The sequence below is a fragment of the Klebsiella sp. JB_Kp004 genome, assembly GCF_040065795.1.
GTDB classification, from domain to species: Bacteria; Pseudomonadota; Gammaproteobacteria; order Enterobacterales; family Enterobacteriaceae; genus Klebsiella; species Klebsiella quasipneumoniae.
This window is the reverse complement of record NZ_JBEAKW010000039.1, coordinates 37,921-58,940: the sequence shown is the minus strand read 5'-3', so window position 1 is coordinate 58,940 and position 21,020 is coordinate 37,921. Positions and strand designations below refer to the sequence as shown.

At 59.5% G+C, this 21,020-nt stretch carries 22 protein-coding genes and 3 pseudogenes; 13 read left to right on the top strand and 12 right to left on the bottom strand.

Annotation, left to right across the window (positions count from 1 at the left end; genetic code table 11):
* Window positions 1-13: 13 nt before the first annotated feature.
* From ABLX76_RS17130 to ABLX76_RS17115, 4 genes are all read right to left on the bottom strand, one after another.
* The gene (locus ABLX76_RS17130) at window positions 14-484 is read right to left on the bottom strand and encodes a PTS sugar transporter subunit IIB (protein ID WP_023291867.1); all 471 of its coding nucleotides are present in this window, start codon (window positions 482-484) and stop codon (window positions 14-16) included.
* Window positions 485-498: 14 nt separating this feature from the next.
* Window positions 499-921, bottom strand: coding sequence for a PTS sugar transporter subunit IIA (locus ABLX76_RS17125; protein ID WP_044525295.1), 423 nt, complete (start codon window positions 919-921; stop codon window positions 499-501).
* A 99-nt stretch (window positions 922-1,020) separates the two neighbouring features.
* Entirely contained in the window at window positions 1,021-3,786 is a 2,766-nt protein-coding gene (locus tag ABLX76_RS17120) for a sigma 54-interacting transcriptional regulator (protein ID WP_348874956.1), read from the bottom strand.
* Window positions 3,787-3,885: 99 nt separating this feature from the next.
* Complete coding sequence (locus tag ABLX76_RS17115; RefSeq protein ID WP_065883267.1) at window positions 3,886-4,716, bottom strand: GNAT family N-acetyltransferase; 831 nt, start codon at window positions 4,714-4,716, stop codon at window positions 3,886-3,888.
* Between the two features lie 32 nt (window positions 4,717-4,748).
* Here ABLX76_RS17115 and ABLX76_RS17110 point away from each other — a divergent pair, with 32 nt between their 5' ends.
* The gene (locus tag ABLX76_RS17110; protein ID WP_348874954.1) at window positions 4,749-5,282 is read left to right on the top strand and encodes a GNAT family N-acetyltransferase; all 534 of its coding nucleotides are present in this window, start codon (window positions 4,749-4,751) and stop codon (window positions 5,280-5,282) included.
* 70 nt (window positions 5,283-5,352) lie between these two features.
* Window positions 5,353-6,216, top strand: a complete 864-nt coding sequence (locus tag ABLX76_RS17105) for a MurR/RpiR family transcriptional regulator (protein ID WP_032429092.1) — start codon at window positions 5,353-5,355, stop codon at window positions 6,214-6,216.
* Here the strand turns inward: ABLX76_RS17105 and ABLX76_RS17100 are convergent.
* The 5 genes from ABLX76_RS17100 to ABLX76_RS17080 form a co-directional block, all read right to left on the bottom strand.
* Complete coding sequence (locus tag ABLX76_RS17100; protein WP_023291861.1) at window positions 6,213-6,812, bottom strand: 2-dehydro-3-deoxy-6-phosphogalactonate aldolase; 600 nt, start codon at window positions 6,810-6,812, stop codon at window positions 6,213-6,215. The two genes, ABLX76_RS17105 and ABLX76_RS17100, sit on opposite strands and share 4 nt — an antisense overlap.
* Window positions 6,799-7,671 carry a 2-dehydro-3-deoxygalactonokinase gene (locus ABLX76_RS17095; RefSeq protein ID WP_348874951.1) on the bottom strand — a complete coding sequence of 291 codons (873 nt, stop codon included), beginning with the start codon at window positions 7,669-7,671 and terminating at the stop codon, window positions 6,799-6,801. The genes ABLX76_RS17100 and ABLX76_RS17095 overlap by 14 nt, the downstream gene beginning before the upstream one ends.
* Window positions 7,668-9,152 (bottom strand): sodium:solute symporter family protein, encoded by a 1,485-nt coding sequence (locus ABLX76_RS17090; RefSeq protein ID WP_241515706.1) that lies wholly within the window; start codon window positions 9,150-9,152, stop codon window positions 7,668-7,670. The genes ABLX76_RS17095 and ABLX76_RS17090 overlap by 4 nt, the downstream gene beginning before the upstream one ends.
* 102 nt (window positions 9,153-9,254) lie before the next feature.
* The gene (locus tag ABLX76_RS17085; protein WP_004204205.1) at window positions 9,255-9,647 is read right to left on the bottom strand and encodes a RidA family protein; all 393 of its coding nucleotides are present in this window, start codon (window positions 9,645-9,647) and stop codon (window positions 9,255-9,257) included.
* 10 nt (window positions 9,648-9,657) lie between these two features.
* Window positions 9,658-11,097 (bottom strand): D-aminoacylase, encoded by a 1,440-nt coding sequence (locus ABLX76_RS17080; protein WP_348874950.1) that lies wholly within the window; start codon window positions 11,095-11,097, stop codon window positions 9,658-9,660.
* On the opposite strand from ABLX76_RS17080, the gene ABLX76_RS17075 reads away from it, so the two are divergent.
* Window positions 11,075-11,221 (top strand): hypothetical protein, encoded by a 147-nt coding sequence (locus tag ABLX76_RS17075; RefSeq protein ID WP_048296605.1) that lies wholly within the window; start codon window positions 11,075-11,077, stop codon window positions 11,219-11,221. The genes ABLX76_RS17080 and ABLX76_RS17075 overlap by 23 nt on opposite strands.
* Before the next feature lie 76 nt (window positions 11,222-11,297).
* A complete protein-coding gene (locus ABLX76_RS17070) occupies window positions 11,298-12,518 on the top strand; it encodes an amino acid deaminase (protein WP_348874948.1) in 1,221 nt (406 codons plus the stop codon).
* Window positions 12,519-12,726: 208 nt separating this feature from the next.
* Here the strand turns inward: ABLX76_RS17070 and ABLX76_RS17065 are convergent, their stop codons facing one another.
* A complete protein-coding gene (locus tag ABLX76_RS17065) occupies window positions 12,727-13,743 on the bottom strand; it encodes an Ldh family oxidoreductase (protein WP_348874946.1) in 1,017 nt (338 codons plus the stop codon).
* An 11-nt stretch (window positions 13,744-13,754) separates the two neighbouring features.
* Window positions 13,755-14,180, bottom strand: a pseudogene (locus tag ABLX76_RS17060) (aspartate:proton symporter); the annotation flags it as partial.
* Between ABLX76_RS17060 and ABLX76_RS17055 the strand changes: the two are divergent.
* Window positions 14,176-14,461, top strand: a pseudogene (locus ABLX76_RS17055) (FAD/NAD(P)-binding oxidoreductase); the annotation flags it as partial. The pseudogenes ABLX76_RS17060 and ABLX76_RS17055 overlap by 5 nt on opposite strands.
* A gap of 3 nt (window positions 14,462-14,464) precedes the next feature.
* On the opposite strand, the gene hpaR reads toward ABLX76_RS17055, so the two are convergent.
* On the bottom strand, window positions 14,465-14,905 hold the full coding sequence (gene hpaR, locus ABLX76_RS17050) for a homoprotocatechuate degradation operon regulator HpaR (RefSeq protein WP_002887503.1): 441 nt from the start codon (window positions 14,903-14,905) through the stop codon (window positions 14,465-14,467).
* Window positions 14,906-14,969: 64 nt separating this feature from the next.
* On the opposite strand from hpaR, the pseudogene ABLX76_RS17045 reads away from it, so the two are divergent.
* The 8 genes and pseudogenes from ABLX76_RS17045 to hpaI all read left to right on the top strand — a co-directional run bounded on the left by ABLX76_RS17045 (window position 14,970) and on the right by hpaI (window position 21,016).
* Window positions 14,970-15,134 (top strand): annotated as a pseudogene (locus ABLX76_RS17045) (hypothetical protein).
* Between the two features lie 57 nt (window positions 15,135-15,191).
* Window positions 15,192-15,824: a fumarylacetoacetate hydrolase family protein gene (locus ABLX76_RS17040; protein WP_065883240.1), complete on the top strand. Its 633-nt coding sequence runs from the start codon at window positions 15,192-15,194 to the stop codon at window positions 15,822-15,824.
* Complete coding sequence (locus ABLX76_RS17035; RefSeq protein ID WP_044525284.1) at window positions 15,821-16,585, top strand: fumarylacetoacetate hydrolase family protein; 765 nt, start codon at window positions 15,821-15,823, stop codon at window positions 16,583-16,585. The genes ABLX76_RS17040 and ABLX76_RS17035 overlap by 4 nt, the downstream gene beginning before the upstream one ends.
* On the top strand, window positions 16,582-18,048 hold the full coding sequence (hpaE, locus tag ABLX76_RS17030; protein WP_101978425.1) for a 5-carboxymethyl-2-hydroxymuconate semialdehyde dehydrogenase: 1,467 nt from the start codon (window positions 16,582-16,584) through the stop codon (window positions 18,046-18,048). Before ABLX76_RS17035 ends, hpaE begins: the two co-directional genes overlap by 4 nt.
* Window position 18,049: 1 nt before the next feature.
* Complete coding sequence (hpaD, locus tag ABLX76_RS17025; RefSeq protein WP_002887492.1) at window positions 18,050-18,907, top strand: 3,4-dihydroxyphenylacetate 2,3-dioxygenase; 858 nt, start codon at window positions 18,050-18,052, stop codon at window positions 18,905-18,907.
* Between the two features lie 9 nt (window positions 18,908-18,916).
* Window positions 18,917-19,297 carry a 5-carboxymethyl-2-hydroxymuconate Delta-isomerase gene (locus tag ABLX76_RS17020; protein ID WP_064158449.1) on the top strand — a complete coding sequence of 127 codons (381 nt, stop codon included), beginning with the start codon at window positions 18,917-18,919 and terminating at the stop codon, window positions 19,295-19,297.
* 107 nt (window positions 19,298-19,404) lie between these two features.
* Window positions 19,405-20,208, top strand: coding sequence for a 2-oxo-hept-4-ene-1,7-dioate hydratase (gene hpaH / locus ABLX76_RS17015; protein WP_348874942.1), 804 nt, complete (start codon window positions 19,405-19,407; stop codon window positions 20,206-20,208).
* Between the two features lie 10 nt (window positions 20,209-20,218).
* Window positions 20,219-21,016, top strand: coding sequence for a 4-hydroxy-2-oxoheptanedioate aldolase (gene hpaI, locus ABLX76_RS17010; RefSeq protein ID WP_057213292.1), 798 nt, complete (start codon window positions 20,219-20,221; stop codon window positions 21,014-21,016).
* Window positions 21,017-21,020: the final 4 nt, after the last annotated feature.

Here is a 21,020-nt window from a genome sequence, read left to right as displayed (position 1 = left end):
CTGTCCTCCGGAATCACACGCATTCCGTAAAAAGCTGTTTGCGATCGTTCGGGACCTGGCGAATCTCCACCTCGACGCCTTTGCCCACCAGTTGTTGCAACTGCTCTATTTCCTCCGGCAATAAATTAATCGCCTTAGAGATATTTTTACTGCCCTCTTTGGCCTTAATTCCGCCGAGATTAATACTTTTTATGTCCTCAACGGCGCTGGCAATACGCCAGGCGTCATTGACCGATTCCACAACAATAAATAAATTATATTTATCGGTAACCCCGCTTTTTATCGCCTCAATAGAATCATTTATATTTTTAATCACCAGCTTCACCGAGGGTGGTTTAGCAAGCTTAATGGTGGTTTTCCGCAGTTCATCCTCAGGGACACTGTCGTTGGCGATTAAAATACAATCGGCGCCGACATATTGGGTCCAGGAAAAGGCTACCTGGCCGTGAAGTAATCGATGGTCAACCCTTAATAACGTAATCATCATGCATCCTCATTTCAGAAGTCTTTATCCATAGTCATCGCCCCGGCAATAGTCTGATTGCAGTACTGAATGCTCTCTTTGGCGTTGATTAATGCTTCAGAAATTAATTTTTCGGTATTCTCTTCCGCTGCAGAAATAAGCAGATCAATAATTAATGGTAGATTTAACCCGGACAATAAATGGAAGTGCGGGCGTGATAAAAAACGCACAAACTCATTATTTACGCTACCGGCGAAAATATCCGTAATCACTATCAGCTCATCCTGCGCCGGGAAACGCGCCAGCAGCGCCTCCACCTGCTGCGTCAGATCGACCTCCTCTTCTACATAGGCGCACAGAGTATGAATATCCGGCTGTTTACCGAGGATCAGCTCCACAGAGTTCAACAAACCGTTAGCAAAGGTGCCGTGGCTGGCAAAAATATAGTGTCGTTTCATCCTTACCTCGAAAGCGCATTCCACTGCTTTCTTAATTGCAACCGACGTGCCAGAAACAGTGGCGCGTCGGCTAACGTAAGGACAAAAGGGAGAGAAGCGTTAAAACTCTTGATCTTCCTGAATAAATTCCGTTTCGCGCGTCAGAATATCGTGAATGTAGTACAGTTCTACGGCGGGGATTTTGACACTATATCCGCTCTCTATGACACTAAAGGCCTCGCGCAGCGTCGCCAGCTCGCGCTCCGGACACTGCCTTCCCGCATAATGGGTTGGGGAAGCGTGGCGAATTAACCGCTCTATCAGACAGCTGATATGCACATACAGCGCCACCTTACGTTCGTTGGGCACCTCGTACCCGGCCAAATGCTCATAGCGCAGCAAAAACTGCTCAACCTGGTTGATCACCTTCGCGGTATCGAGGATCGTCACCGACTCGATCACCCGCCGCAGCGAGAAGTTTTTCAGGATCAGGTTGTTGATCTCGCTGACCTGCTCCGCTGTCGCCAGTTCGCCGAAGATACGCATTAGCGGGCGACTTCCCTCCCCCGAGATCAGCGAATCCAGCGAGATCCACGGGAGATCGGCAAGATGCGGATCGAGGGTGCCGACGATCGCCAGCACGTCGTAGCGGCTGAGCATCGGCTCCCGCCGCGCGGGGTCGGCCAGGGTCTCCACATCGCAGGCTACAATATCAACGCCGAGCGCTTCAGGGATGCTGGCTTTTAACAGCGCCGACAGGTTCGCCGCAGCGCCCAGGCCGGTGGCGCAGGTGGTCAAAATCGCCCGCGGTTTATCGGTCTGCGGGTAATAGAGCTGGTGCTCAACCGCCAGATCGTCGCCGATCTCGCGGACGATATCTTCCAGCATATCGCCGTGCAAAATCCGCTCCCCGACGTACATCGCCATGCCGGTGGAGACATTGTTAATAATCGCCACCGGCGTATTCAGGCGACGATTAAAATGGCTGTGAATAGCGTTCAGCGATCCCATATCGACCAGAATGATCAGCCCTGACGCCAGCGCGTGGCGCTCAATATACGCCATCACCTGATTAGCGATAGCCTCCGGCGTCACGTCGAGCGGCATGTCGAATGACTCAAACAGCGGGCTTTTCAGCAAGCGGTTCGCCACGCTGGCGATGCTGCTGGCGGTGGCGTAACCGTGAGCAAGAATAATCGCGCGGGTCACCTGCTGCTGGCTGATTGCGCCGTTTTTCTGGAACCATAGCACCAGCAACAGCAGGTCAATACGCCGGGGCTCAATATCCAGCTTCAGCGCCAGCGCGTCGAGGATCGCTTCGCAAAAGCGATACAGCAGGGGGAATTTGTTTGCCAGAAAATCCGCCAGCAGACGGATTTTCTCATTGCTCATCGTCGACTGCGCCTGACGGGAGCGATGGATCAGGTAGTGGCTCAGGGCGTAGAGACAGTTGCCGTTAAACTGGATATTGAAGCGTTTTTCCAGGCGATAATACTCCTCCCGCACCTGATGGGCGATCAGCAGCAACATCTGCGAGCTACTGGCATCCTGGTTATCAAAGATCAGCCGATCGAAGAGGGTTTCAATCTCCTCCCCCATGCTTCTTTGCGCCTCTTCCCAGACCGTTTTTTTATTTAGCACTGCTTCATACAGCGCCAGAATCCGACACTGAACGTCATGGATCAGCCCCTGAACCGGATCGCGCGCCCGCAGCAGCCAGACCAGGCTGGTCTGTGGCTCGATAAGCAGCGGCTCCTTCTGGCCCATGGCTTCACTGAGCGCCGGCGTCGCCGCCATGATATTTTCCGGCAGATCGTGCAGCGTCACGGTCAGCATCTCGCTGCCCGGAGATCTGGCCCAGGCCGATGCAACGGCGTACTTCACCACATTCTTCAGCTCGCCGACGTTGCCTCGATAAACGTACTGCGTCAGAACCTGCAAAAGCCGCGGCGTGAGCTGCAGCCTGGCGGCAAGCGTCCGCGCCTCCTGCCAGAAAAACTGCAGCGTTAGCGCCTCCTTCTCCTCGCGGCTGCGCTGTTGAAGATCGGGCAAGCTGACCAGGATCGGAATACGACGAAGAAAGGTGGTCAGAAACGTACTGTGAATATCTTCGGTGGTGGCAAACACCAGCCGCAGGGAAATCGGCAGGCCATGGGCGGTCTCTCCCACCCGGTAGATCTCCTTGTGGTCCAGCCAGGTGAAGAGCTTCTCCTGCCCCTGAGCATCCAGTCGATGGACCTCGTCGAGAAACAGCATCCCGCCGTTTGCCGCCTCGAACGCCCCGGCTTTATCGCTCTGCGCGCCGGTAAACGCGCCTTTGACATAGCCAAACAGGTTGGCGGCCAGCAGCTCCGGGTTACTGGCATATTGCGCGCAGTTGAAGCTGACAAAGGGCGCATCGGGCGCCAGCAGGCCCTGGGCGATCGCGAACTCGTGCATCAGCTCCGCCATATAGCTTTTGCCGGTTCCGCTGTCGCCGACGATCAGTAGCGGCAGGCCGCCGTTGGGATAAAACAGCGCGGTTTTCATCTGCTCAATCGGTTTACGCAGGCTGCCGTCATGCCCGGTCAGCAACGAAAAATGGTCCGCCTGTTCCGGCTGGCGGTCACTCTCCGCGAGCAGCTCCGCCATGCTGGCGTACTCGCTGCGGGAAAGGGGGAAGAACTGCTGGCAGAAGGCTTTTTTATGCAGAAAATAGACCGGCCGGGTGTTGATCTTCACCAGCACGTCCTGGGCGACCAGCTGATTGAGATAGTGGCTGGCGGTATTTCTTTGCATCGCGAAACGCTGAGCCAGCCAGCTGGCGGTGAAAACGTCGCTCAGGTGATCCGGATCGAAAAAATCGGTCTGATTTTGCAAAAAAGCCAACAGTTCCGTTTTACGCATTACATCCCCCTCGTCGCCATTACGAAGAGATATGATGCGGCAAAAGAGAGGCTTATCGACGCCCCGTGCTGTTTTTTGCGGCCCAGCGCACACTCCCGCCTAAGCGGACTTCGCTGCGGCACACTCCATCGTCATTTCATACTGCTGCAGCGATAGCGGCGCATACCCCGCCGCGGCAAACAGCGGCGTAAAGGTTTCCGGGACCGTCACCGACGTGCCGATCCCCGGGAACTGCTGCGCCAGCGCCATCAGCAGCGCTTGCGCCAGCCCCTGGCGACGGGCGGCGGGTTCCACCCATAAAAACTGCAGTACAGGCCGTGAGCCCGAGGTGCTCAGTACCGCGAAGGCGCGCTGTTCCAGGGTCACGACGCGGCATGGCAGGGTGGCGAAGGTAAGCGGATCCATCAGCCAGGGGAGCTGATTGTTACTCTCCTCAACGGCGCGTCGAAGCAGTGCCAGGATCGGATAAGGCTGTAACACGCCAGGCGCCGCAGCCAGAGGCTCTGCGCTCAGGTAGCCGCAGAGCCCATAGCGCCGCGTAAAGCCTAACGACTGATACAGCGCGACGGCCGCGTGGTTATCGCGGATCACCTCCAGGGAAACCGTCTCGATCTCCTGCTGCTGCAGAAACGTCAGCAGCTCCTGCATCAATTTCCGCCCAAGACCTTTGCCGCGCCAGGCCGGGCGCAGGGCAAAGGCCGCCAGGCGAGCCATATTCCCCCGACGCGCGACGATCGCGATCGCCGCCGGTTCATCTCCGGCCAGCCAGACGCGGGAATCGATCAGGCTCATCCCCTCGGCGCTAAAGCGCTGAACAAATCCCTCCACCGACTGGGTCACCGGTACCAGATAGGCTTCAAAACAGGCGTTAAGAATATCCGTTAACTGCACGCTGCTGAACTGCGTGGCGGGAACGGCGGTCAGCTCCATATTTTTCTCCCGAAGGCTGCTATGCTCAGGTGATGAAAACTAACACTATAACTGCCGGCGCCGGATTACGCCTGACCGAGGAGAGTGATATCGCCCTTCTGCCGGCCATTGAACGTTCCGCCGCTCAGGCATTTCGTCAGATCCCCGCTCTCGCCTGGCTGGCGGACAGCGAGGTGATTAGCGTTGCGCGCCATCATGATTATCTGGAAACGGAACATAGTCTGCTGGCGGTGGCCGCCGGGCAGCCGGTTGGTTTTATTCTTACCGAACCGCTCGACGATGCCTTATTTATCGCCGAAATCGCCGTCCACCAGGCCTGGCAGCATCAGGGCATCGGGCGGATGCTGCTGGAGCAGGTTATCGAGCGCGCCCGGCAAATGGCTTACCCGGCGGTGACCCTCACCACCTTCCGCGAAGTGCCGTGGAATGCGCCGTTTTATACCCGCCTGGGATTCGCCATACTCGATGAGCTGACCCTGCCCGCCGGGCTGGCGGCGAAAAGGGAGCTGGAAACGGAACATGGCCTGCCGCCGGAAATGCGCTGCGCCATGCGCTTAGCGCTGTAGCCTCCGGCGCTGATTTCAGCGGCGGAATATGGTACAAAGTACCATTCACAACTTACCCGTTGATACCCGTATGTCCTGGTCAATCGATATTATTTCCTGTATTACCGATCGCTTTGTGGAGCTCACGGCGACCGAAAAACGCATCGCGCAGTTTATTCTCGATGATGTCGCGGCGGCGGCGGAGCTACCCATCGCCGAGATAGCGCGTCTGACTCAGACCAGCCAGGCGTCGGTCACCCGTTTTGCCCGGGCGCTCGGCTGTAAAGACGTCCGTGAGCTGAAGATGAAGCTTGCGCAATCCCTTGCGGTCGGCCAGCGGTTTATCCTCGATGTTCCGGACCTCGAAGGCGTACAGGGGATCTATGAGTCAATCATCAGCGTGCTGGAGACCAATCGCCGGGCGCTGGATATCGAGGCGTTGAAGCGTGCGGTGAGCTGGTTGAGTGCAGCGCGGCAGATCCTCGCCCTTGGAATGGGCGGCGGGTCAACCATCTGCGCTCAGGAGATTCAATATCGCCTGTTTCGTCTTGGTCTTCCGGTCGTCAGTCAGAGCGACGGTCTGCTGGTACGCATGATGAGCTCGGCGGTGACGCCGCAGGATGTGGTGATTGTGCTGTCTCTGGGCGGCTATACCCCGGAGATCATCGAGAGCGCGGCGATTGCCAGCCAGTACGGCGCGAAGGTCATTGCGATTACCCCCGCCGGGACGCCGCTGGCTGAGCAGGCGGATCTGGTGCTGCCGCTGCTGGTGCGGGAAAACGACTATATCTTTAAGCCCAGCACTTCGCGTTATGCGATGCTGGCGATGGTCGATGTGCTGGCCACCGAACTGGCGATGGCCAACAAAACTCAGGCAAAAGGCAAATTACGTCGTATTAAGCTGGCCCTCGACAGCCACCGCGGCGGCGTCGATCGCCAGCCTCTTGGCGACTAGCCACCGGCAGCGGCGATAAACCTCTCCGCCTGCAGGCGGGTACGTTCCACGGCCTGTCCGGCGCGATACAGATCGCTGCCCAGACCGGCTCCGGCGCACCCAGCCCGCATCCAGGTTGCCAGATTTTCCGGCGTCACGCCGCCCACCGCCAGCACCGGCACCTCCGACGGCAGCACCGCTTTCAGCGCCCGAATGTAGTCCGGACCGAAAGCAGAAGACGGAAATATCTTCAGCCACTGCGCCCCGGCATCCAGCGCGTTAAACGCCTCAGTCGCGGTGGCGCATCCGGCACAAACCTGCATTCCGTGCGCCACTGCCTGACGGATCACCGCAGGCTGGGTATTCGGCGTCACGATAAGCTTCGCCCCGGCCTCAGCGAGAAAATCGACCTGTTCCACGCGCAGTACCGTTCCCGCGCCTATCATCGCCTGCTCGCCAAACCGCGCAACCATCTGCGGAATACTCTGCTGCCAGTCTGGCGAATTGAGCGGGATTTCGATATAGCGAAAGCCTGCATTGATTAGCGTCTCAATATGATCTGCCGCCTCAGCGGGTTGAATACCGCGTAAAATCGCCACCAGCTTAATCTTGTTCATGCATTATCCTCGCCATACCAGCCAGCAATGCCTCATCGCCACTGCAGCTGTTAACCGTCATTCCGCGCGCCTTCATCGCCCGACCGTAGCGGGCATTCAGCGCCGGGTCGCCAACCAGCGTGACGGCAGAAGTACGGAAACGCTGCCTCAGGGTCGCCACCTCCGCGCCAATCAGCAGCCCGGAGAGGTAATCGCTGACCGAGCTCGCCGCCAGACCGCCCAGCACCCGGGCGGCCCTGGCGACAAACAGTTCGCTAATCAGCGACGGCTGCGCCAGCCCTTTTTCCAGCCCCCGTTCAAACGCCGCCTCGTCCGGCTGCTGGGCAGGCAGCCCTTTGCCGATCAGCGATTGCGTCATCAGCAGATGATGCAGTTCGCCGGTCATCGCCGTGGCAAAATGACGCACCGCGCCGCCCGCCACCTGGACCCATTTGCAGTGGGTGCCCGGCAGCACGTAACACTCCGCCGGCGCCAGCTGGCAGGCCCCCAGCAGCTGCGTCTCTTCGCCGCGCATCACGTTGAAATCCCCATCCTGTTCAATCTTGAGGCCGGGAATAATCCACACGCCTTCAGCAACGGCGCATAGCTGCCGCCCAGGCGCGTCGATCGCCGCCGGACAGTCCAGATACGGCACCGCCTGCCAGCCCGCGTCGCTGCCGATCATCCCGGCCATCAGCACCGGCAGCGCCTGTGCGCCGCGCCAGGGGGCCAAATGCTCCGCGAATACATCGGCAGGCGATCGTCCGTTCAGGCGGGTAATACCCAGCGGCAGCTGCTTCGTTTCGACGCACTTGCCGTTGCGAATCAGCCAGCCGCGCAGCTGGGTAGAGCCCCAGTCGACGGCAATATAATCCTTCATTGTGCTTCTCCTGAGACCTGCACCGCCGTCTTCGCCGGGATCGCCTCCCCTTCCCGCTCCTGGGTAATCATTTCCAGCGCCTGCTGACGGCTGATTTTGCTGGCTGGCGTCATGACGGTGACAAAAATAGCGGAAACAAAGCTGCCAACGACCGACGGAATGCACGGATTGCCCCAGTAAGCCAGCCAGTCGGCCTTAACCAGAACCACAATAGACACCAGCATGCCGCTCAGCAGCGCGGTGAGCGCCCCCTGCCAGTTAAAGCGCAGCCAGAAGCGGCCGAGAATCGAACAGACGAAGAGCCCGGACATCAGCATGGAGATCATTTTGGTGATATAGCTGATGATATCGTTCGAGGTCAGGGCGAAGATCATCGCCAGGCCGATGACGAACGCCAGCATCCAGCGAGAGAGCATTATCGCCTTATGCGCCGGCGGCATTTTTCCGGTAACGAGGGTATAGACATCCCGCATCATGATGGCCACGGCGGCTATCGCATCGGAGCTGGCCGAAGACATGGTGGCGGAAAGTCCGGCAATCAGGACCACCAGCCCGAGGATCGCCGGTAAGAAGCTGGTGGCGAACAGGAAGGCGTAGTTACTGTTCTCAAGATTGGGGTTCATCGTCCAGGCCGCCATGCCGATGATCGCCGGCAGCACCGAGAAAAACAGATACAGCACGCCGGTATAGACAAACGAGCGCCGCACCGAAGAGACGTCTTTTCCCGAGTAAATACGCTGGCGATAGGAAGGGGTCGCCAGCACGCCGACGCCGATGACCATCGCCAGCGATAGCGCCGGAATGGTCCCCAACTTATCGACCGCAAACAGGCTCATCGCCTTGGGATCCATCGCCTGAACGATGGCATCCCATCCCCCGACGTGAACCACTGCCAGAATCGCCATCAGGATAAAACCGAAAAACAGAATTAATGCCTGAATGGTGTCTGTCCACACCACAGCAGAATAACCGCCGATAATGACGTAAATCGCAAACGCCATGGCAATAATAATTTTTGCCACCGTCAGATTAATTCCTGTCGCCCAGGCTAAATACATACTCCCGCCAAGAATATGCGCCCCCAGCCAGCCAATTGAGGCAATAAATATCATTATCCCGACGAGGTTTTTAATTAAATGGCTGCCCCCTGTGTAATAAGAAAGCTCTTCGCTCATGGTCATAAAGCGCAGCTTTCGCACCGGCGCAAACAGCCAGGCCACCAGTAAAATACCGATGGCGCCGCCCACGCCGTAGAGCATCCCGGCCCATCCATTGCTGTAGCCGAAGCCGACAGCGCCCATGCTTGAACCGGTTCCCACCATGGTCGCCACGGTGGACCCCAGCGTCAGGAACAGCGGCAAAGAACGGCCGCCGAGTAAAAAATCCTCACCGCTTTTTTGATGACGGGACACGTACCAGCCAAGCCAAATCATGGCCAACGCGTAAATAATAAAGCCGACTAAAAAGACATGACTATTCATAATTCACATCCTGCCAGTTGATTTTTTAAAGGTAAAAGGCTACGAAGCGCTGAATTATTTCAGCGCTCAAAATGACTGTTTATATTTCTGGTTACTAACTTTTTATGCGCGAGAAGCGTTATAACAGGTCACATCCACTTCGACTTTACAATCCACCACCAGGTCCGCTACGCAGCAGATGCGGGCAGGCGGGTTGTCGCCAAAGAACTCGCGGAAGACTTTATTGAAAGACTGAAAATAGCGCGCATCGGTGAGGATCACTTTAACATGCACCACGTCGGCCAGGGTGTAGCCCGCTTCAGTCATGATATCTACGCAGTTCTGAATCGCCAGACGCGACTGGTCGACAATCCCGCCTTCCACCACTTCCCCGTCCTTCATCGGCGTCTGGCCGGAGACGTACAGCCAGCCTCCCGCTTCCACCGCCCGCGCGAACGGCAGGTGCTGCCCGCCGGTACCGGTACCGCCCTCTACGCCATAACGTTTAATACTCATTTTTCACTCCTCAGTTCATTCGGCGGCGCAGGAAACGCCCCGCGCGCCCGATAATCTTTTTGTCGCTGCCGTAGCTCATCACGCCGTTAACCATCACCGCCTCAATACCGTCCGCCGGACGTTTCGGGTCGGAGAAACTGGCGACATCGCGCACCGTCAGCGGGTCAAACAGCACCAGGTCGGCGTAGTAGCCCACTTTTACCAGCCCACGATCCGCCAGCTGGAAGCGCGCCGACGACAGCCCGGTCATTTTGTGGATCGCGGTAGTCAGCGGAAACAGGCGTTCATCGCGGCAGTAGTGGCCCAGGACCCGCGGAAACGCGCCCCACAGCCGCGGATGCGGCATCGGGTCGTTCGGCAGCCCGTCGGAGCCAATCATGGTCACCGGATAACCCAGCACCCGCCGTACGTCCTGCTCGTCCATGTTGTAATAAATAGCGCCTGCCGGCATCAGCCGCGCCGCGGCGTCGTGCAGGCTCACCTGCCATTCATCGGCGATCTGCTGCAGCGTTTTTCCGGCCTGCTCGGGCTGTGCTTCCGACCAGGTGATGACGATATCGAACTCATCGGTGACCTGCTTCATATCCAGCGTCGACGAGCTGGCGGAATAGGGGTAACAGTCACAGGCGATCTCCTGGCGCTGGCGCATCTCATCGAAGAAAGCCAGCGTCTCCTTCGTGCGACCCCAGTTTTTCGCGCCGGCGCACTTATGGTGCGAGACCACCACCGGCACGTTGCCGTGGCGACCAATGCGGAACGCCTCGTCGAGCGCCTCCAGAATCGGCTCGAACTCCGAACGCAGGTGGGTGGTGTAAATTCCCCCCTCTGCCGTCAACTCCTCAGCGAGCGCCATCACTTCTTCGGTGGTCGACTGGAAGGCGCTGGCGTAGGCAAGTCCCGTGCTCAGTCCTAAAGCGCCCTGGCGCAGCGCATCGCGCAACTGTATGCGCATGCCGGCGATTTCCGTCTCGCTCGCCGGGCGGAACAGGTCATCCATATGGTTATTGCGCAGCGCGGTGTGCCCAATCAGCGTCCCGACGTTAAGCGAGGGTCGCGCGGCCTCTACCGCATGGGCATAGGCTTCGACGGTGGGATAGATAAAGTGCTGTCGTTCGCCGAGAAGATTCATCGGGTCCGGCACCTCGCCGCGAATGGTGGCGGTTGCCGCGCTGATCCCACAGTTGCCGACGATCACGGTTGTCACCCCCTGGCTGAGCTTAGGCAGATACTCCGGCATGCGGATGACGTTGATATCGTCATGGGTGTGAACATCGATAAAGCCAGGCGCCAGTACCCGCCCTTGACCATCTATCTCCTGCTCCGCCGCGACGTCAAGCGACGGAGCGATAGCCATTATTCGGTCGCCCTTCACCGCCACATCGGCACGGTATTGCGGCCCGCCGCTCCCGTCGATCACCGTGACGTTTTTGAAAAGCCAGTCAACTTTCATAGCAATTACTCCCTTTCGACATACCGACAAGTTAACCATTTACAAGTGCAAAAAACAGTGGAAAACTACGCAAAAACCAGATCATTTTGTGATACTTTTATTCAAAAGAAACAATAATTATTAATTAAAATCATTATTATCAAATAGTTATAACTGATACCCAGCAACTCACCGATTATAAACCCTGAAAGGATAGTGTTATGAAATACCATTCAGCACCGCTCATTCCGCACAAATCCGCCCTCATGTCCGCGCCGGCTAATCTGCTGGCGGAAGAGGGCTGTCTGCCTGCCGCGCTGCTAAAAAAATCGGCGCTGGAAAATAATATTTCATGGATGCAGCGCTACGCCGATGCCCGCGGCGTATCGCTGGCGCCGCATGGTAAAACGACAATGACGCCATGGATATTTCAGGCGCAGCAGCGAGCGGGAGCGTGGGGGATCGGTGTGGGCAGCGCGTGGCAGGCCAGCGCGGCGATGGCCAGCGGCATCCAGCGCGTCCTGATGGTCAATCAGCTGGTCGGTAAGGCCAATATGCAGGTGGTCGCGCAGCTAAAAGCCCACTACCGGGCAGTGGATTTTATCTGCTGTGTCGATAGCGAGGCCAACGTGCGCGCCCTCTCCGCGTTCTTCGCCGCCCAGGGACAAACGCTGGATGTGCTGATTGAACTTGGCGTGCCGGGCGGGCGCTGCGGCTGTCGTAGCGTGGATGACGCGCTGGCATTGGCGCAGCGGGTCAGCGACCTGCCGGGGCTACGGCTACGCGGTCTGGAATTGTATGAAGGGGTCCTGCACGGCGACGATCCGCAACCACAGGTGGAAGCGCTATTACAACAGGCTGCAGCGCTAGCCTGCCGCATGGAGCCGCTGGTTGACGGTGAATTTATTCTCACCGGCGCGGGCACCGTCTGGTATGACGTGGTGTGCAACATCTGGCTGGCGGCGGCAAAACCGCGCCGCTGCCGTATCGTCATTCGCCCTGGCTGTTATATCACCCACGATCGCGGGATCTACGATCTCGCCCAACAAGCGCTGATCGCCCGCGATCCGATTGCCTGCGATCTCGCCAGCGATCTCACTTCAGCGCTGGAGCTGATGGCAATGGTGCAATCGGTGCCGGAGGCAGATCGTGCGGTGGTGAATTTCGGCAAGCGCGACTGCGCTTTCGACGCCGGGCTGCCGCAGCCGATCGCCCATTATCGTAACGGCCAGCAGTTAGCGCTGCGCGCGGAGTCGATCGTCAGTATCGGCATCATGGATCAGCACTGCATGCTGCGCCTGGCGCCGGGCAGCGATGTGCAGGTCGGCGATATTCTGCTGTTCGGCACCTCGCATCCGTGTCTGACCTTTGATAAGTGGAAGACGTTGCTGCTGGTCGATGACGACTACAACGTGCTGGACGAGCTCGACACGCTGTTTTGACAGGCATCCCCGGTGGCGGCGCTCCGCGCCTTACCCGGGCTACACAACCCGCGACGCTCGGTAGCCCGGCTAAACGTAGCGCAAGCCGGAGGATGTCCCGTGTGGCGGCGCTCCGCGCCTTGCCCGGGCTACACAACCCGCGACGTTCGGTAGCCCGGCTAAGCGTAGCGCAAGCCGGGGGATGTCCCGGGGGACGGCGATTCGCGCCTTACCCGCCCTGGCGCAAGGCGCAAATCTCATCATGCAATGAACGGCTGATGGCGACCCCCTGCCGCTCACTCTGCTGGCGGCAGGCGAAACGCCGCTCGCCCGGCAGCCGCGCGCCCTGATCCTGCATCGCATTGAACAGCGTTTCGGCGCGCGCCAGCTGCTCTTGTGCCTGCGCGCCGAGAAAGCGCTGCGGATCCAGCGCCAGGATAAGCTCGCCGCCGTAGGGGAGACCGCCCGCGCCGTTATCCCACGCCAGCGATTCGGCGCTGGTCATATCGCCGATAAGCGGCCCGGCCAGCAGCTCAACCATTGCCGCCAGCGCCGAGCCCTTATGGCCGCCGAAGGTTAACATCGCGCCGTTCAGTACCTCTGTGGCATCGGTAGTCGGCTGCCCCTGGCTGTCGATTCCCCACCCTTCCGGTAGCGCTTTGCCGGCGCGCTGATGCAGCTGGATCTCGCCTCGCGCCGCGGCGCTGGTCGCCATATCCACAATAAACGGCGGCTCCTCCCGCCGCGGCCAGCCAAAGGCGATAGGGTTGGTGCCGAACAGCGGACGGGTGCCGCCCGCCGGGGCGACCCAGGCATGGCTTGGCGTACAGGCCAGCCCCACCAGCCCTGCCTCAGTCAACGGTTCAATATCGGCAAACAGCGCGGAAAAATGGACGCAGCGGTTAATCGCCAGCGCCGCAATACCGCTGTGCCGCGCTTTCTCCAGCAGCAGCGGCAGCGCGCGTTCGTAGGCCAGCAGCGAAAAGGCGCCCCCGGCATCCGCCCGCACAATCGCCGGCGCCTGGTCGTGGATCTGCGGCTCGGCATCAGGCGAAACCTTACGTTTACGCAAGGTATCGACAATGCCCAACAGCCGCCACAGGCCGTGGGAAGCGCAGCCGTCGCGCTCCCCGGCAGCCACGTTACGGGCGATGGCCGCCGCGTGGTCGGCGCTGAATCCATTGGCGCTGAGCACCGCCAGCGCCAGGTCATAAGCTTCTGGTAACGATAGAGTTACCGACCCCATACTGTTCTCCTTTACTCTTCTTCGTCTCCGCTAAAATTAGCCTGCGGCAGACAGCTGCGCGCGCCCCAGTAATAAATCCCCAGCGACATCGCCGCCACCAGCACCGTATCCCAGGGGTGACCAATAACATTAAGCCCGCCGAAACTGCCCAGCCAGGAAAAGAGGATAATCAACGCATAAAAAGCGATCAGCCACAGCGAAGACTTCACCTGCTGCGCCAGGCTCACGGTATGTTCCGGCACCTTGCCTTTGCACATCACATACGCCACAAACATCACGATCTGCAGCCCCAGCAGCCACGAGAGCGTATTCCAGCCGGACCAGTAGACGATCAGCGCCGAGACCATAAACGACACCGGGCCGATGATGCCGAAGGCGCGCACGCGGAACGGCCGCGGCAGATCCGGGGCGTTGCGGCGCAGCCCGGCGGCGGTCACCTGCGATCGGCTGGCCATCGGCTACGGGCTGGTGCCCAATATCGAGACGGGGCTGCTGTTCGGTTGCGCCACGGCGCAGGAGGCGATCCAGGTTAACCGCTGGCAGCAGACCAGCCTCGCGGATATTTACGCCGCCGGGTCCAGCCAGCAGGCCCAGGCGTTACTTGCCCGCCAGCGCCCGCTGGCTGTATGGCTGGCCGCTGCCGCAGCCGAGAGAGCAGCTGTCCCCCGCCCGCGCGGAAACGCTTATTGCCCTCGCCAGGCTGAGCGCCGAGCCGTAACCGCTACTCTTCTTCATCACCGCGCCCGGCAGGGACGCCAAGCGCAATAAACTCCTCCAGCAGCGAGGTCAGTTGCTGCAGCTTTTCCGTAGTGAACTGAGCCTCCAGCAGGCGATAGGTTTCTTCCACCTCCGCCTGGGCGCTTTCGTACAGCGCGGTTCCGGCAGGCGTCAGCGAGACGTACAGCTTGCGCTGATCGTTAACCGGCTTCAGCCGCAGCACCAGTCCATCCCGCTCCATGCGCGTCAAAATCCCGGTCAGACTGGGGCGCAGAATACAGGCGCGAAAAGCCAGATCGTGAAAGTCCATTGACGGACGTTCGGCGAGGATACGCACGATCCGCCACTGCTGTTCGGTGAGATTGTGTCGTTTGACGATCGGTCGAAAGTAGGCCATCGCCGCTTCACGCGCCTGCAACAAGGCAATGGTTAATGAATCATGCATAGTATCCCCTCAACGGCCTCATCTAAAACTTATTAACAACTTAATAATTAGCTTTAATCCTGCCATGTACAACCGGTTTCTGCACCTGAAAAGTACCAGCCTTTCCCAGAAAAATACTCAACAATTTGATTAATAATGAATAATTTATTGATGTGTAAATATTGTGTTAATCCGATCACAAAACATTCACTTCCAGTTGCTAAACCTCATCGCAAAGCATAAAAGATGATCATTAATATATTAACGAAATCCCTTTGAACCGAAATCAGTCCCAGAGGAGTGGTGAATGAAAGGTACCATCTTCGCCGTTGCGCTCAATCATCGCAGCCAGCTCGACGCCTGGCGCGAGGCGTTTCAACAGGCCCCCTACAAAACGCTGCCGAAAACCGCGGTCTGGTTTATCAAGCCGCGCAATACCGTGATTGGCGATGGCGAGGCGATCCCCCATCCGCAGGGCGAAACCGTGCAAAGCGGCGCCACCGTGGCGCTGATTGTCGGCAAAACCGCGCGCAAGGTGGCGGCGGAAGAGGCGGCGAACTATATCGCCGGCTACGCGCTGGCGAACGACGTCAGCCTGCCGGAAGAGAGTTTTTATCGCCCGGCGATCAAGGCCAAGTGCCGCGATGGTTTCTGCCCCGTCGGCGCGCTGTCGCCGGTGCGCAACGTCGATAACCTGACCATCATCACCGAAATCAACGGCCGCGAAGCGGACAGCTGGCATACCGGCGATCTGCAGCGTAACGCCGCGCAGCTGCTGAGCGCCTTGAGCGAGTTCGCCACCCTCAATCCCGGCGACGCGATCCTCATCGGTACGCCCCACTCCCGCGTTACGCTGCGTCCCGGCGATCGCGTACGCATTCTCGCCGAGGGCTTCCCGGCGCTGGAAAACCCGGTTGTCGCAGAAGGAGAGCTGGCATGAAACAGGCACGTATTGAATGGCAGGGACAGGTACGCGATGCGGTGGTCGATGAACGCGACCAGGTGCGCCTGGACGATGGCACGGTATTGAAAGAAGGTGAATTCCGCTGGCTGCCGCCCGCCGACGGCACGCTGTTCGCGCTGGGGCTGAACTACGCCGACCACGCCAGCGAGCTGGCGTTTAAGCCGCCAACCGAGCCGCTGGTATTTATCAAAGCGCCAAACACCTTTACTGGCCACCAGCAGCAGTCGGTACGCCCGGATAACGTGGAATACATGCACTACGAAGCTGAACTGGTGGTGGTGATCGGTAAAACCGCCCGCCGCGTCAGCGAAGCCGAGGCCATGGACTATGTCGCCGGCTATACCGTCTGCAACGACTACGCGATCCGCGACTATCTGGAAAACTACTACCGGCCAAACCTGCGGGTGAAAAGCCGCGACACCCTGACGCCGATCGGCCCGTGGATCGTCGGCAAAGAGGCGATCCCGGATCCGCATAATCTGGCCCTGCGCACCTGGGTCAACGGCGAGCTGCGCCAGCAGGGCACCACCGCCGATCTGATCTTCAGCATCCCGTTTCTCATCGCTTACTTAAGCGAATTTATGACCCTGCAACCGGGCGACATGATCGCCACCGGCACGCCGAAAGGGCTGTCCGACGTGGTGCCCGGCGACGAGGTGATCGTTGAAGTCGAGGGCGTGGGCCGCCTGGTCAACCATATCATCAGCCAGCAAGCGTATGAGGAGACACTGTCATGAAAAAGATTAACCATTGGATCAACGGTAAAAACGTTGCCGGCACAGACTATTTTCATACCACCAACCCGGCCACCGGCGAAGTGCTGGCGGAAGTCGCCGCCGGCGGTGAAGCCGAAGTCCATCAGGCGGTAGCGGCGGCGAAAGAGGCCTTCCCAAAGTGGGCTAACCTGCCGATGAAAGAGCGCGCGCGTCTGATGCGCCGCCTCGGGGATCTGATCGATCAGAACGTCCCGGAGATCGCGGCGATGGAAACCGCCGATACCGGTCTGCCTATCCACCAGACCAAAAACGTGCTGATCCCGCGCGCCTCCCACAATTTCGAGTTTTTCGCCGAAGTGTGCCAGCAGATGAACGGTAAGACCTATCCGGTCGACGACAAGATGCTGAACTACACCCTGGTGCAGCCGGTGGGCGTCTGCGCGCTGGTGTCGCCGTGGAACGTGCCGTTTATGACCGCCACCTGGAAGGTGGCGCCGTGCCTGGCCTTGGGGAATACCGCGGTGCTAAAGATGTCCGAGCTGTCGCCGCTGACCGCCGACCGTCTGGGCGAACTGGCGCTGGAAGCGGGTATTCCGGCGGGGGTACTGAACGTGGTGCAGGGCTACGGCGCGACGGCGGGCGATGCGCTGGTACGCCACCATGACGTGCGCGCGGTATCGTTTACCGGCGGTACCGCCACCGGGCGCAACATCATGAAAAATGCCGGGCTGAAAAAGTACTCCATGGAGCTGGGGGGCAAATCGCCGGTGCTGATTTTCGAAGACGCCGATATTGAGCGCGCCCTCGACGCCGCGCTGTTCACCATCTTCTCGATCAACGGCGAACGCTGCACCGCCGGCTCGCGCATTTTCATTCAGCAGAGCATCTACCCCGAGTTCGTTAAGCGCTTCGCCGAGCGCGCTAACCGCCTGCGCGTCGGCGATCCAACCGACCCGAACACCCAGGTCGGCGCGCTGATTAGCCAGCAGCACTGGGAGAAAGTCTCCGGCTATATCCGCCTCGGCATTGAAGAAGGGGCGACCCTGCTGGCCGGCGGCGCGGATAAACCGTCCGACCTGCCGGCGCATCTGAAAGCCGGCAATTTCCTGCGCCCGACGGTGCTGGCGGATGTCGACAACCGCATGCGCGTCGCGCAGGAAGAGATTTTTGGCCCGGTCGCCTGCCTGCTGCCGTTCAAAGACGAGGCGGAAGGGCTGCGCCTGGCGAACGATGTGGAATACGGCCTGGCGTCGTATATCTGGACCCAGGACGTCAGCAAAGTGCTGCGTCTGGCGCGCGGTATTGAAGCCGGGATGGTGTTCGTCAACACCCAGAACGTCCGCGACCTGCGTCAGCCGTTCGGCGGCGTGAAGGCCTCCGGCACCGGCCGCGAAGGCGGCGAGTACAGCTTTGAAGTGTTCGCCGAAATGAAAAACGTCTGCATCTCGATGGGCGACCATCCGATCCCGAAATGGGGAGTCTGATATGGGTAAGTTAGCGTTAGCAGCAAAAATCACTCACGTGCCGTCGATGTACCTGTCTGAGCTGCCGGGGAAAAACCACGGCTGCCGCCAGGGCGCTATCGACGGGCATAAAGAAATTGGCAAGCGCTGCCGGGAAATGGGCGTCGATACCATCATCGTGTTCGATACCCACTGGCTGGTCAACAGCGCCTACCACATCAACTGCGCCGACCATTTCCAGGGCGTCTACACCAGTAACGAACTGCCGCACTTTATTCGCGACATGACCTACGACTATGACGGCAACCCGGAGCTGGGTCAGCTCATCGCCGACGAGGCGGTGAAGCTCGGGGTGCGCGCCAAAGCGCACAATATTCCAAGCCTGAAGCTGGAGTACGGCACCCTGGTGCCGATGCGCTACATGAACAGCGATAAGCACTTCAAGGTGGTGTCCATTTCCGCCTTCTGTACCGTTCACGACTTTGCCGACAGCCGCAGGCTGGGCGAAGCGATCCTCAAAGCCATTGAGAAATATGACGGCACCGTGGCGGTGCTGGCCAGCGGCTCGCTGTCGCACCGCTTTATCGACGATCAGCGCGCCGAAGAGGGGATGAACAGCTACACCCGCGAGTTCGATCATCAGATGGATGAGCGGGTGGTGAAGCTGTGGCGCGAGGGCAAATTTAAAGAGTTCTGCACCATGCTGCCGGAGTACGCCGACTACTGCTACGGCGAAGGCAACATGCACGACACGGTGATGCTGCTTGGCCTGCTGGGCTGGGATAAATACGACGGCAAGGTGGAGTTTATCACCGAGCTGTTCGCCAGCTCCGGCACCGGCCAGGTTAACGCCGTGTTCCCGCTGCCGGCGCAGGCGTAAGGAGGCCCCATGCCGCATTTTATCGCCGAATGTACCGACAACATCCGCGAGCAGGCCGATCTGCCTGGGCTGTTCGCCAAAGTCAACGAGGCGCTGGCCGCTACCGGCATCTTTCCGATCGGCGGGATCCGCAGCCGTGCCCACTGGCTGGATACCTGGCAGATGGCCGACGGCAGGCAGGATTACGCCTTTGTCCATATGACGCTGAAGATCGGCTCCGGGCGCAGTCTGGAGAGCCGTCAGGACGTGGGAGATATGTTGTTCGCGCTGATCAAATCCCACTTCGCGGCGCTGATGGAGAGCCGCTACCTGGCGCTGTCGTTCGCCATGGAAGAGCTCGATCCGACGCTGAACTACAAACAGAACAACGTGCACGCCTTATTTAAATAACGTGCAAATTGCCCGGTGGCGCTGCGCTTACCGGGCCTACAGCGGCCATGAATTGTAGGCCGAATAAGCGAAGCGCCATCCGGCAATACAATGCCACAGGAATCACTATGCTCGATAAACAGACCCGAACCCTGATTGCCCAGCGGCTGAATCAGGCCGAAAAACAGCGTGAACAGATCCGCGCGATCTCGCTGGATTATCCGTCGATCACCATTGAGGACGCCTACGCCGTACAGCGCGAGTGGGTCGAGATGAAGATCGCCGAAGGCCGCGTACTCAAAGGCCACAAGATCGGCCTGACCTCGAAAGCCATGCAGGCCAGCTCGCAGATCAGCGAGCCGGACTACGGCGCGCTGCTTGACGATATGTTCTTCCACGACGGCAGCGATATTCCCACCGACCGCTTTATCGTGCCACGTATTGAAGTCGAGCTGGCCTTCGTGCTGGCCAAACCGCTGCGCGGCCCGAACTGCACGCTGTTTGATGTCTACAACGCCACCGACTACGTTATCCCGGCGCTGGAGCTCATCGATGCGCGCTGCCACAACATCGACCCGGAAACCCAGCGCCCGCGTAAAGTGTTCGACACCATTTCCGATAACGCCGCCAACGCCGGGGTGATCCTCGGCGGCCGCCCGATCAAGCCCGACGAGCTGGATCTGCGCTGGATCTCCGCCCTGCTGTATCGCAACGGCGTGATTGAGGAGACCGGCGTCGCCGCGGGGGTGCTCAATCACCCGGCCAACGGCGTGGCCTGGCTGGCCAACAAACTGGCGCCGTACGATGTCCAGCTCGAAGCCGGGCAAATCATCCTCGGCGGCTCCTTCACCCGTCCGGTCCCGGCGCGCAAGGGCGATACCTTCCACGTCGACTACGGCAAAATGGGCGCCATCAGCTGCCGCTTTGTCTGAGGAGAGCAACATGAACAACACTTTTAAAGCGGCGCTCAAGGCCGGGCGTCCGCAAATCGGCCTGTGGCTTGGGCTGTGCAGTAGCTACAGCGCCGAACTGCTGGCCGGCGCCGGCTTCGACTGGCTGCTGATCGACGGCGAACACGCGCCCAACAATGTGCAAACGGTGCTGACCCAGCTTCAGGCCATCGCGCCCTACCCTAGCCAGCCGGTGGTCCGCCCATCGTGGAACGACCCGGTGCAGATCAAACAGCTATTGGATATCGGCGCGCAAACCCTGCTGGTGCCCATGGTGCAGAATGCCGAAGAGGCGCGGCTGGCGGTCAGAGCCACCCGCTACCCACCTGCCGGCATCCGCGGCGTCGGCAGCGCGCTGGCCCGCGCCTCACGCTGGAACCGCGTGCCGGATTATCTCCACCAGGCCAACGACGCCATGTGCGTCCTGGTACAGATTGAGACCCGCGAAGCGCTGAAAAATCTGCCGCAGATCCTCGATGTCGACGGGGTGGACGGGGTGTTTATCGGCCCGGCGGACCTCAGCGCCGATATGGGTCACGGCGGCAATCCGCAGCACCCGGAAGTACAGGCCGCCATTGAAGATGCCATCCAGCAAATCCGTCAGGCCGGCAAGGCGCCGGGGATCCTGATGGCCAATGAACAGCTGGCGAAGCGCTATCTCGAACTGGGCGCGCTGTTCGTCGCCGTCGGCGTCGATACCACCCTGCTGGCCCGCGGCGCAGAAGCGCTGGCGGCCCGGTTTACCCACACCGCAACGACCACAACCGATAACAATAAATCCGTCTATTGAACGG